This is a genomic window from Sphingobacterium sp. GQ94 (genome assembly GCF_059758715.1).
Genome location: NZ_JCAXEC010000010.1, coordinates 52,984 through 65,875, shown reverse-complemented (window position 1 = coordinate 65,875; position 12,892 = coordinate 52,984). Strand labels below are relative to the sequence as shown.

Below are 12,892 nucleotides of genomic sequence, written 5' to 3'. Positions count from 1 at the left end.
CCTTTTTATCTTTTATTAATTTTCATTTGTAAACTATCTATGAACCAATCTCCTTTACGTTCACAAATAATTTGCCCTCCAAACTTAACGTTTACTTTACTATATGCCTCCGTGCCAACCTTTGGAAGAATATGTGTGTAGAATTTTGTTAATCGATCCAATTTATAACTTAATGAATCTGCATTTCCGAGAATCAATTGTTGATTTCCCACACGAGGGATTATTTCAATATCGTGTTCATCGTTTACATAAAGTTGGACGATTTGATTACTCCATAAATCATTATTTTTTGTTTCCTCTACAATTTTCACTAGGTCTTTCACCAATTGACTTTCAACCGGTTCTAAAGGCACTTTATAACCTTCTTTTATGTTACCATTGGCCACCATCACGTGTGGTGTATATTTTAGCGTCACTGGAATTTTGTTGCCTTTTGAATCTACGTAATATTCTTGATTATTACGATTGATAATTCGAATCACAACCTCTCGTTGTTGAACAGCAATTTGCATTGTACCATCCATGTCTACATGAACATCGGCATGAGAAACATAGGGTGATTTTTTCAACTCGGATTCAATACTATGAAGAGGTATTTCGGTTAACGTTTTACCTTTGACCGAACCAAACTTATCTTGGATCATAGTTGAAATATCCTTTTGATCAATAAAAGTTTCTTGTCCTTCAACACTTACTTTTAGACCATTACATACTTGGACTTGGTCCTTTTTGGTAACCAAACTCATTAACATGACAACCCCCACTAGGGCCGCAATGCCTAAGAAAAAATAGCCTACTTGACGCCATTGTATGTTTCTTATTTTATCCAGCATGTGCAATCACTTCTTTAAGAGGTTTAACTAATTTATCAATGTCACCTGCTCCAACGGTTACAATTAATTCTGGTCTCTCATCCTTTACAATTTTCAACACTTGCTCAGGGCTGACCAATCTTTTGTTCCTCAATTGGACCTTATCCATCAACAAAGTCGAATCAATTCCAGGAATAGGCAATTCTCGTGCAGGATAAATCTCTAACAATAAAAGCTCATCTGCAAAAGCCAAAACTTCGGCAAATCCATCCATAAAATCGCGAGTTCTACTAAATAAATGCGGTTGAAAAACGACTGTTAATTTTTTATTCGGGTACAACTTTTTCATGGATGTCAAAAATGCACGTAATTCTTCTGGATGATGTGCATAATCATCTATATATATAGTCTCCTCAGTTTTAATTATATATTCAAATCTTCGCTTTACTCCTTGAAAGTCTGAAAGTGCTTTTAATATCTTTTCGGGACTTATTTTTAACAAGATTGCAACCGTTATTGCAGCAACTGCATTCTCAACATTATGTAACCCTGGAATACCAAGATGAATATCTAAAATTGTGGTCTGTTTTGAATAATAATCAAAATAAAATGCATCATTTTCGATGCGAACATTTAAACTATATGCATCTGCTAATTGATTCATTGCATAAGATATATTCCCAGATAAAGGCAGATCCTTCTTCACTATCTTAGTTCCATCTTGAACTACTCGTTCTAAAAACAGTTCGAAAGAATGAACAAGTTCTGTAGCATCGCCATAAATGTCTAAATGATCTGCATCAGTTGATGTAACTACGGCTATATTTGGATGCAAAGTTAAAAATGAACGATCATATTCATCAGCCTCAACCACCACCACATTATTATTACCAAAAAGTACATTATTACCATAATTTGTACTAATCCCCCCTAAGAAAGCAGAACAATCATACCCGCTATGTTTCAAAATATGAGCAATCATAGTAGACGTGGTTGTTTTTCCATGTGTTCCTGCGACAGCAATTGTAAATCTGCTTTCAGAAATTAATCCAAGGACTTGCGATCTTTTATAGAGGGTATGTCCATTATCTTGAAAAAACGATTTCAATCCTAAATCTTTAGGTATCGCCGGTGTGTATATTATCAAAGTTTCTTGATCTGCTACTTTATACACTTCAGGAATTAAGTCTTCGGAATCTTGATAACTTATTATCATCCCTTCAATTTCCAATATTTTGGTTAAATCTGTAGAAGTACGATCATAACCTGCAACTTGGCAACCCAAATGACTAAAATAACGAGCTAAACCGCTCATACCGATACCCCCAATTCCCAATAGATAAACTCTTTTTATTCCGTCGATATTCATTTATTTACCTTTAATAAGTCCAATATTTCCTTAGCAATTACTAAATCTGCATCCGCCAAGGCCAACTTTTTGATATTGTCACTCAAGCCAACTTGTTGAATTTCATTTTGAACTAATGACAACATTTGATTCACTAAATCTCTACCAGCGTTTTTATCCTCAACAATTAATGCAGCATTTTTTTTAACTAATGCATTCGCATTTTTGGTTTGATGATCATCGGCAACATTAGGTGAAGGCACTAATATCACAGGTTTTCCAATAATAGCTAGTTCTGAAATAGTTCCAGCACCAGCTCTAGATACTATTATATCTGCAGCAGCATAAGCATAATCCATCCGTTCTAAAAATGGCAACAATTTTATTTGACTTGATAAATTTGAGCCAATTTCCTGAACCAATCCTTGATAATAATAATTACCGCATTGCCATATCACTTGAACACCAGATTCAATAATTCGTTGTAGACCTTCTTTAATACAATTATTTAATGTTAAAGCTCCCAAGCTACCTCCTGTAATTAGAATCGTCTTTTTGTCAAGCTGTAACCCAAAAGAATGAAGAGCCTGTTCTCGTTTTCCTTGAATCGAAACTGAGGATCTGCGAATAGGGTTACCCGTTAATAAGATATTTTCTGACGGAAAGAACCTTTCCATACCTTCATAAGCAACACAGATTTTTCTTGCTTTAGCTCCAAGTCTTTTGTTCGTTACCCCAGCATAAGAATTTTGTTCCTGAATCACTGTAGGTAATCCCAGCATATTTGCCATTTTTAAAAGTGGCCAAGAGGCAAAACCGCCCACACCAACAGCTAATTCTGCGTTAAAATCTTTAAGAACCTTTCTTGCTTCAAAGAGGCTTTTAATTACTTTAAATGGTAATGCAATATTTTTTAGAATTGATTGTCGATTAATACCAACAATATCAAGTCCTACTATCTGGTAACCTGCTGCCGGTACGCGTTCCATTTCCATTTTACCCATGGCTCCTACAAATAATATTTCTATATCAGGAGCGATCGATTTTAACGCATTGGCAATTGCAATCGCAGGGAAGATATGTCCTCCTGTTCCACCACCACTTATTATTACCTTATGCGCCATCTTATATTTTAATTTATACAGTTCCTACAACTACTTTTGGAGATCTCCTTCCGGAAACTACCTCTTCATTCTCTTTTAATTCTTCGATGTTCCTACTTACGCTCAAAATAATTCCAAGTGCAACACTCGTGAATAAGATTGATGTTCCTCCCATACTTACTAAAGGCAGTGGAACTCCTGTCACTGGCCCTAAACCCACTGCAACCGCCATATTCGCCAATGCCTGAATTGTTAAACTGAAACCTAAGCCTGCAGCCAACAAGGCTCCAAATGCTCTTGGGCTTAAGGTGACAATACGAATACATCGATACATTAAGGCTATATAAAGAAAAAGTAACACCGCCCCTCCAATTGTACCGTATTCCTCGATAATAATTGCAAAAATGAAATCTGAATAGGGATGTGGCAGAACATTTCGTTGAACACTATTACCTACGCCCTTACCAAATAATTCTCCCGTAGCAATGGCTATTTTCGCATTATTCGCTTGAAAATTTTTATCATCTTGAAAGGAGGTTTTACCCCCGTCAACTTGTTCTGTATTAAAAAAACCTTGAACCCTACTGATATAAGTTGCCCTTCTTGGCCCTAAGAAGATAACTAGCATTAATAATATGCCCCCTCCTAAGCAAACAACTGCTATTTGTTTAAAATCAATTCGCCCTATCATTAACAATAGTATACTTACTCCGAAGAGCATCAATGCCGTTGATAGGTTGGCTAATGCTATCAGCACAAAAACAGCACATACTGCCCCCATGATAGGAATAAATGACTTTTTAACATCTTTTATTTCCTCTTGTTTACGGGATAACATTCTTGCCAAAAATGTAATCAGCGCTAATTTTGCTAAATCGGAGGTCTGAAATGTTTGATTAATTATAGGGATTGTTAACCATCGACTTGCTTCATTCACTTTGCTCCCAAACATTAGTGTATACAGTAGTAAGGGAATAGTAATTACCATCAGCAATTTCGAAATCCCTGCATAATACCGGTAATCCAATTTATGAGATAAATACATCGTTGCTAAACCAGCCACTACAATAAAAAGATGCTTAAAAAGATACATTTCCGTTCCTTTTCCTTCTTTATAAGCTAAGGTGCCTATAGAACTATAAACGGCTAATAAAGACCATATGGATAGGAGGATAACAATTATCCAAATCCATTTATCACCTTTTAGTTTAGAAAATATGTATTCCATTATTAACGTTATAAAGACATTACTGCTTCTTTGAATTTCTCACCACGGTCTTCATAATTTTTAAACCAATCAAAGCTTGCACAAGCTGGCGAGAGTAAAACTGTATCTCCTTTTTTTGCTAAATGAGATGCGATTTGTACCGCATCACTCATAGATGCGCTGTTAACAATTATTTCTGTATCATCTTCAAATGCCTCATGTATACGACTTGTATCTTTACCGATGCATATAATTGCTTTTACATTGGAACGGACCAAATCACGAAGCATTTCATAGTCATTCCCTTTATCAACACCCCCCATTATCAAAACGATTTCAGTAGAAAAACTTTCAAGAGCATACCAAACAGAATTAACATTTGTTGCTTTGGAATCGTTGATATAGTTTACACCACCAATACATGCAACATGTTCTAGTCTATGTTCAATATTCACAAAAGAGCTCATGCTCTCTTTCATCGTTTGATTTCTTAAATCCTGTATTTTAGAAATCAGACCCGCCGCACTATTGTTGTAAACATTGTGCTTGCCCTGTAATGATAAATCTTCAATATTCATGGTAAAACTTTCTCTATTAGGTACTAAAATATTCAACTGGTTATTTGATTCTAAATAGGCTCCTATTTCTACTTCAGACTCTAATGTAAATGGCAATTTAGTTGCTGCTGTTGGAAATTCATCCAAGGCAGCTATTGTTTGTGGATCATCTAAGCAATAGATAAAATAATCTGTTTTCTTTTGATTTTGAACAATCCGAAACTTGGAGGCAACATATTTCTGCAACTCATAATCATACCGATCCAAATGATCTGGAGTAATATTTAACAAAACAGCGATATCTGCCCGGAAATGATACATATCATCCAACATAAAACTTGAAATTTCCAATATGTATGCATCATGGTTATCACGCGCTACTTGTAAAGCGAAGCTATTGCCTATATTTCCTGCTAACCCAATGTTCAACCCGGCTTTTTTCAACATATAATAAGCAAGAGAGCTGGTAGTAGTTTTTCCATTTGAACCAGTGATACAGATTAGTTTCGCATCTGTATATTGAGCAGCAAATTCAATTTCTGATATAATTGGTAAACCTTGTTCTCGAATTTTTTTGATCAACGGTGCACTTTCAGGAATCCCAGGGCTTTTAATGATAAGATCAGCTTGTAGAATCAATTCTTCAGTATGCTTACCTTCTTCAAATAGAATACCTTCGTGTGTCAAGGTAGCTTTATATGGATCTGAAACCATACCCATGTCAGATACAAAAACTTCAAAGGATTTATCCTTTCCAAGAATTGCGGCACCCACACCACTTTCTCCAGCACCTAGAATTACTAAGCGTCCTGATTGTGGGTAATATGTATGAGCAATATTTGGCATTTTTATCAAATAAAATTATCTAACCTTCAATGTTACAATCGTTAATATGGCCAAGAAAACAGAAATAATTACAAACCGAGTAACTATTTTAGATTCATGATAGCCTTTCTTTTGATAGTGATGATGCAATGGAGACATCAAAAATATCCTCCTACCTTCACCGTATTTTCTCTTAGTAAACTTGAAATAGGACACCTGCAAGATCACAGACATATTTTCAATTAAGAAAATGCCGCAAAGCACAGGGATCAATAGTTCTTTTCGAATCAAAATTGCAAACGCAGCAATGATACCGCCTATCGCTAAACTCCCGGTATCACCCATAAACACTTGTGCAGGATAGGCGTTATACCATAAAAATCCTGTACATGCTCCAACAAACGCTCCTGCAAAAATTACCAATTCACCTGAATTTGGAATAAACATAATGTTCAGATAATCTGAAAAAACAATATTTCCAGATACATAAGCTAAAATCGCAAGTGTAATTCCCATAATTGCAGAGGTCCCGGATGCTAAACCATCTATCCCATCTGTAATGTTTGCCCCATTAGACACAGCAGCAATAATGAATACGACAACTACTAAAAAAACTAGAAATGTGGCCCATGGATTGGTTATTCCAAACGCATCTAACACTTTTGCGTAATCAAATTCGTTATTCTTATAAAATGGAATATTTGTTTTAGTTGATTTCACATTTTCAGCATATGTTTTCTCCCCGGTTGAAGGATTAATGATAACTTCAACTGGTTTTGATGAAGTCGGATTAGCTACTTGCTGACGGGCTACTATATCCGGATGAAAATACATCGTAATGGCAATTAAAATCCCCAAACCCACCTGGCCAATTACCTTAAAGCGCCCAGCTAAACCTTCCTTATTTTTACGAAACACTTTAATATAGTCATCAAGAAAACCAATTGCTCCCATCCAAAGCGTTGTGATAATCATCAAGATTATATAAATATTATCCAACTTGGCAAACAATAAAGTTGGAACCAATATACCGGCGATAATGATCAACCCTCCCATTGTTGGGGTACCCTGCTTCTTCTTTTCACCTTCTAAACCTAAATCACGAATAGTTTCTCCAACTTGTTTGTGGTGTAGCAGGCGAATCAAACGACTACCAAATACTGTAGTAATAATTAACGACACGATGACTGACATAGCAGTTCGGAAGGAGATGTATTGAAACAATCCTGCTCCCGGGATATGCATATTTTCGTATAGCCAATTGAATAAATAGTATAACATTCTTTCTATTTGTGTTCGTTAAAAATCTTTATTAATTCTTCTTTATCATCGAAATGGTTTCGCACTCCATTTATTTCCTGATAATTTTCATGTCCTTTACCAGCAACTAAAATCACATCACCTGGATTTGCCAGATGGAAAGCCGCACGGATTGCTTCTTTTCGATCAGTAATTGAGAATACATTCTTTCTTTTATCAGCCGGAATGCCGGTTTCCATTTCGTTAATAATCATAGATGGATCCTCGGACCTTGGATTATCAGATGTCAGAATAACTTTATCACTTAGCGCACATGCAACTTGGGCCATTTCAGGACGTTTTGTCCTATCTCTATCACCTCCACACCCAAGCACTGTTAATACATTTTGCTCTTGCTTTTTTAGTCTTTTAATGGTCTCCAAAACATTTTGAACAGCATCTGGAGTATGCGCATAATCTACAATTGCAATCACACCGTTATCCGCCTTCAACGTTTCAAATCGTCCTTGTGCCCCTGAAATTTCACTTAAAGCCATCAATACTTTCAATGTTTCTTGTTCAAGTAAAATGGCAGCACCATAAACTGCTAGTAAATTATAAGCGTTGAATTCACCTACTAATTTCACCCAAACTTCTTTATTTTCAATCTGCAATAACATTCCATCAAAATGACTTTCTAAAATCTTAGTCTTGAAATCAGCCATTTGATGTAAGGCATAGGACTTACGGTGAGCAAAGGTATTTTGAAGCATGATATGACCGTTTTTATCATCAATATTAGTCAATGCAAATGCGTACCTATTTAAATCATCGAAAAATTTCTTTTTTGCTTTTATGTAATTAGAGAACGTTCCATGAAAGTCTAAATGATCATGCGTTAAATTTGTAAAAATTGCTCCCGCGAAAACTAATCCCGCTATTCTCTGTTGAGAAATCGCATGCGAACTTACCTCCATAAAACAATAATCACATCCTTGCTCTACCATTGATTTCAAAAGTAAATTCAATGAAATAGGATCTGGAGTAGTATGCGTTGCTGGAATAATTTTATCTCCAATTTGATTTTGAACGGTTGAGAGTAATCCAACCTTATACCCTAGTTTCGTAAATAAATTAAAAAGTAGAGTCGCAACAGTTGTTTTCCCGTTGGTTCCTGTCACTCCAACTAATTTCAGTTTACTTGAGGGTTTTTCGTAAAAATTTGAGGCAATGATCCCCAATGCATAGGCTGAATCATCTACTAAAACATAAACAACTTTGGGGTTTAATTCTGTTGGGAACTCTTCAACAATGACAACTGAAGCTCCACCTTGAACTGCTTTTGTTATAAACAAATGCCCATCTGTCTGAAATCCCCGAACTGCTACAAAAAGCCCACCCTTCTCCACCGTTCTTGAATCAAGGCATAAAGACGTAACTTCTGTTTCCAAAAGTCCTCGGTATTCCTTTACCGGGATAGCATGTAGCAATTCTTTTAACAACATATTAATTAAGTTCTATTAATACTTTGGTTCCCGGCTTTAATCGTTGACCAGCAACTAATGATTGATTAATAACTTTACCTTTCCCTGTTACGGTTGTCTTGAAGCCAGCATTCTCCATAGCATATATAGCATCAACCAACCCCATGCCCTTTACATTCGGCACTGTTCCTTCTTTGAATTCTGAAACAGTAAAGGGCACAATACTATTCTTTGCAGAATCTTTATCTGGTTGGACAATTGAATTCCAATTCACGGTTTTGAAACCAAGCATTTGATAAACTTTTGCAGAAGCTTCTTTAGACCCTCTTAAACTATATGGAACTCTGTTTCCTGAAAAATTCACTGTTCTTTTATCAAAAGTTTTTTGTAATGAAAGATCATTCGCATAAACCATATCTGCTAACTCTCTAAATACCGGTCCCGCCACGGAACCGCCATAATAGCCATTTCTAGGATTTCGAATTACAACAATCATTGAATATTTTGGATCTTCTGCAGGAAAATAACCAGCAAACGAAGACTGATATCTACGAGCGCCATAGCCTCTTGCCCCATCCGCCATTTGGGCAGTACCAGTTTTACCAGCCGAGCTATAGAGTGGACTTCTTAAACGTTTTCCGGTACCCTCAATCATTACACCCTCCATCATAATCTGCATTTTTCGAATGGCATCTTTCGACGCTATCTGTTCATTAATAACACGTGCTTCGAATTTTTTTACTGTATTTCCCAAATGCTGAATTTCTTTTACAAAAAGAGGAGCGAGCATTTTGCCATCATTTGCAACAGCATTATAAAGGGCCAATGTTTGAATTGGCGTTAACACCAACTCATAGCCATAAGCCATCTGAACTAATGATAATGTTTTAGTCCAACTACGGCTATCAGGCATTTTCACCCATGGTTTTCCTTCTCCCGGAATCTGTAAACCAAGCGGCTTTCCTAATCCCCATTCATGCAGCTTTCCTGTAAATTTTTCAGGGTTCTTACCATAACTTTGGTGGATTAATTTGGCAACTCCGACATTTGAAGATTCCTCAAAGGCTTCTTTAGCTGTCATTTTAGATTTTTTGGGGGCATGTGAATCCCGGATTGTATGACCAGGAACTTTATACGTTCCATTTCCGACATCAACAATTGTATTGGTATCAATCAACCCATCATCCAAAGCGCTTAAATAGGATGCTACTTTAAATGTTGAACCCGGATCTGCTCCCTGCGCAATTGCATAATTAAATTTTTCCCTATAAATACCTTCAGAATCCCTAGTGAAATTTGCAATTGCCCGGATTTCACCAGTTTTTACCTCCATCAATACTACGCAACCATTGTCTGCATTACTTTCAATCAATTGCTTTTCCAATGCACGTTGAGCCATGTCCTGCATATTGACATCAATAGTCGCTATGATATCAGATCCATCCTTTGGAGCTACTTCCATTTCACGATTAACAGGAATCCATACTCCTCCCGCAATTCGTTGCATTAGTTGCACACCACTCTCCCCTTCTATATAATCACCGTATGCTCCTTCCAAACCAACTCGAACAGTATCTCCTTTTAGATTTTTATATCCTATTGTACGAGCAGCAAGATTTGTAAACGGTAAAATTCTTTTATTTTCTCTAACGGCAACTAAACTGCTTGGATATCGCTCTTTACCTTCTTTAAATACTTTCATTAAAGGGAATTGCTTTATCTCCTTGAGTTGTTGATGGCTAACATCTCGTTTAAGCAAGACATATCGTTGCTTATTTGCTCTAGCAGATTTAAGTTGGGTTAAATATTGTCTTGCTGATTTATCATTAAAAAACTTAGAAAGGCGGATCGCTAAGGAATCAACACGAGAATTAAAAACATCATTATTTTCACTAGCAATAGCCATTGCATCAAACCGAATATCGTATTCTGGAATAGAGGTAGCTAATAGACTTCCGTCATTAGAGTATATATTGCCCCTAGCTGCTTCAATCACTCGTTCTCGAATCGTTAAGCTATCGGCGATATCACGCCAACGGTCTCCATCTACATATTGTAAATGCAATAATTTACCAAAAACTAACAGTGCACCAAACACCATCAGCCCGAACGCCAGGTAGACCCTTATTAATATGGATTTCCTAATATTCATATTCTAGGTGTTTTTTTTACTTTAAATCCTTAACGACTTCCAATTTAATTGGTGGAACTGTTCTTTCTCTTAAGCCTAATGTATCTGCCCGCTTGGCAATTTCAGTCTGAGTAGTGAGTTTCATTTTCTCAGCATTCAATGATTTATAGTCCCAACTCAACTCTTTCACTTCCCTCCCTAACTTATCGATTCTTCTAACTGTATTTTCTGCTAAATGACGATTAGATATATAAAGCAAACCTAAGAATCCTAGGAACGCAATGAACGGAAGGTTTTTAGCAACTAAATAGGTTGACATCTCTTTTTGAGAAAAGAATTTATTAATAAAATTCTCCGTCTCTTCAACCTTTTCCTCAAGCGCTTCTGACATTTCTTCTTGAACTTCTTCGCTAAGTTCCTTCTGTTTTATCGTGTTTCTTTTAGCCATATAATCCTTGTCAAATTATATTTTCTCTGCAATACGCAACTTCGCACTTCGAGCTCTACTGTTTCGCGAAACCTCTTCCTGAGATGCTGTGATAGCTTTTCTACTGATCACATGAAAAGGTTTAATTTCATTTCCAAAAAAATCCTTCTCAACCTCTCCTCTGAATTTCCCCTTACTAAGAAAATTCTTCACCAGACGATCCTCCAGAGAATGGTAAGACATCACCACCAATCTACCCAATGGCTTAAGTACCGACTCACTTTGTAATAAAAATTCTTGCAACGCCTCCAACTCCTTGTTCACTTCAATTCTTAAAGCTTGAAACACTTGAGCATGATACTTATTTTCCTTTCCTTTTGGAACCATTTTTTGTATGGCTTGCTTAAGATCTGAAACTGATTGGATCTCCTTATTCAAACGAGCCGTGACGATTGCCTTTGCTAAGGTTTTAGCATTTTGAATTTCACCATACATGCCAAATATTCGATGTAATTCTTCTTCAGAATAGGAGCTTATAATTTTTCTGGCATCTAAATCTGAAACCTGATCCATACGCATATCCAAGTCCGCATCAAAACGAATTGAAAAGCCCCTGTCGGCTGCATCAAATTGATGAGATGACACTCCTAGGTCAGCCAAAATACCATCCACCTCTTTTATTCCCTCAAGTCTTAAATAATTTTTTAAAAACCTGAAATTTTGATGAATTAATGTAAAACGTTTATCATCAATTGCATTATTTATGGCGTCTGGGTCTTGATCAAATGCAATCAGACGACCCTGCGAACCAAGATGTTTCATTATCTCTTTAGAATGACCACCTCCTCCAAATGTCACATCAACATATACACCATTTGGTTTTATTGCTAGCGCTTCGATACACGCGCCCAACATAACAGGTATATGGTATTCTATTTTATTCATCTCCAAGTCCTCCAAAATCAAATCCACCCATCACCTCTTCTGCTAAGGAGGCAAAATCCTCTTCTTTCCCAGCATCCATCATCGCCTCGTATTCAGCTTTCGCCCATAACTCTATTTTGTCAAATTGACATTGCAAAAATACATCTCCTTGAATACCGCCATATTCCAGTAATCCCTTTGGCAACAACACCCTACCTGCAGAGTCTAAACTCAATTCGGTTGCACCACGCATAAATTGACGGATAAAGTTTCTATTCTTTACATTGTATTGATTCAATTTTCCAAGTTGAATCATTTTCTTATTCCATTCTTCCTTAGTATAAATCACCAAATTCTTTTCGAAACCTCGGTTCACTACAAGCCCTTCCTGTTCCGCAGCAGGCAATTGCCTTTTAAGCGCAGCAGGGACCACCATCCTTCCTTTGGCGTCTAACTTGCATTCATATTCTCCGATTAATTGTATCATCTGGTATTCTTCAATACTATTTTAATGTAAAAGTATACACTTTCTCCCACAATCTCCCACAATTCCCCACAAAAAAGTTTTCCACATATTCACTGTTTCTCCAAAAGTGCCCTAGAAGTGCCATTTTAATAGAAATGATATTGATCGTCAATAAATTAAGAATGTATCAGTCCAAGAAAATCGATAATAAATACCGCGACCAAAACCCTTGAAACGCTTCTAAATCAAGCTAAAGTATCTGCAGTAATCGCAAAAGTGGGGCAAGGTGGGGCATACATAATTTCGTGAAAAAGCAAAACCAAAATTAGAGTATGTATTTCGTACCCATACAATGTTCAATTGTCCTTC

Annotated in this window: 11 protein-coding genes; all 11 read right to left on the bottom strand. The window is 36.5% G+C overall.

Annotation, left to right across the window (positions count from 1 at the left end):
- Window positions 1–5 precede the first annotated feature (5 nt).
- From AC6CHH_RS10680 to mraZ, 11 genes are read right to left on the bottom strand one after another with little or no spacing between them, the layout of a single operon-like run.
- A complete protein-coding gene (locus AC6CHH_RS10680) occupies window positions 6–833 on the bottom strand; it encodes a POTRA-like domain-containing protein (protein ID WP_498282630.1) in 828 nt (275 codons plus the stop codon).
- A complete protein-coding gene (murC, locus tag AC6CHH_RS10675; protein WP_498282628.1) occupies window positions 823–2,181 on the bottom strand; it encodes a UDP-N-acetylmuramate--L-alanine ligase in 1,359 nt (452 codons plus the stop codon). The genes AC6CHH_RS10680 and murC overlap by 11 nt, the downstream gene beginning before the upstream one ends.
- A complete protein-coding gene (gene murG / locus AC6CHH_RS10670) occupies window positions 2,178–3,284 on the bottom strand; it encodes an undecaprenyldiphospho-muramoylpentapeptide beta-N-acetylglucosaminyltransferase (RefSeq protein ID WP_498282626.1) in 1,107 nt (368 codons plus the stop codon). The genes murC and murG overlap by 4 nt, the downstream gene beginning before the upstream one ends.
- A 13-nt stretch (window positions 3,285–3,297) precedes the next feature.
- The gene (locus AC6CHH_RS10665) at window positions 3,298–4,491 is read right to left on the bottom strand and encodes an FtsW/RodA/SpoVE family cell cycle protein (protein WP_498282624.1); all 1,194 of its coding nucleotides are present in this window, start codon (window positions 4,489–4,491) and stop codon (window positions 3,298–3,300) included.
- 8 nt (window positions 4,492–4,499) lie between these two features.
- Window positions 4,500–5,873, bottom strand: a complete 1,374-nt coding sequence (gene murD / locus AC6CHH_RS10660; protein ID WP_498282622.1) for a UDP-N-acetylmuramoyl-L-alanine--D-glutamate ligase — start codon at window positions 5,871–5,873, stop codon at window positions 4,500–4,502.
- Between the two features lie 15 nt (window positions 5,874–5,888).
- On the bottom strand, window positions 5,889–7,133 hold the full coding sequence (gene mraY, locus AC6CHH_RS10655; RefSeq protein WP_498282620.1) for a phospho-N-acetylmuramoyl-pentapeptide-transferase: 1,245 nt from the start codon (window positions 7,131–7,133) through the stop codon (window positions 5,889–5,891).
- Between the two features lie 5 nt (window positions 7,134–7,138).
- Window positions 7,139–8,596, bottom strand: coding sequence for a UDP-N-acetylmuramoyl-L-alanyl-D-glutamate--2,6-diaminopimelate ligase (locus tag AC6CHH_RS10650; RefSeq protein ID WP_498282618.1), 1,458 nt, complete (start codon window positions 8,594–8,596; stop codon window positions 7,139–7,141).
- A gap of 1 nt (window position 8,597) precedes the next feature.
- The gene (locus tag AC6CHH_RS10645) at window positions 8,598–10,727 is read right to left on the bottom strand and encodes a penicillin-binding protein (protein WP_498282616.1); all 2,130 of its coding nucleotides are present in this window, start codon (window positions 10,725–10,727) and stop codon (window positions 8,598–8,600) included.
- A gap of 16 nt (window positions 10,728–10,743) precedes the next feature.
- Window positions 10,744–11,154, bottom strand: a complete 411-nt coding sequence (locus AC6CHH_RS10640) for an FtsL-like putative cell division protein (RefSeq protein ID WP_498282614.1) — start codon at window positions 11,152–11,154, stop codon at window positions 10,744–10,746.
- Window positions 11,155–11,169: 15 nt separating this feature from the next.
- Window positions 11,170–12,078: a 16S rRNA (cytosine(1402)-N(4))-methyltransferase RsmH gene (rsmH, locus tag AC6CHH_RS10635; protein WP_498282612.1), complete on the bottom strand. Its 909-nt coding sequence runs from the start codon at window positions 12,076–12,078 to the stop codon at window positions 11,170–11,172.
- The gene (gene mraZ, locus AC6CHH_RS10630; protein ID WP_498282610.1) at window positions 12,071–12,544 is read right to left on the bottom strand and encodes a division/cell wall cluster transcriptional repressor MraZ; all 474 of its coding nucleotides are present in this window, start codon (window positions 12,542–12,544) and stop codon (window positions 12,071–12,073) included. The genes rsmH and mraZ overlap by 8 nt, the downstream gene beginning before the upstream one ends.
- Window positions 12,545–12,892 lie beyond the last annotated feature (348 nt).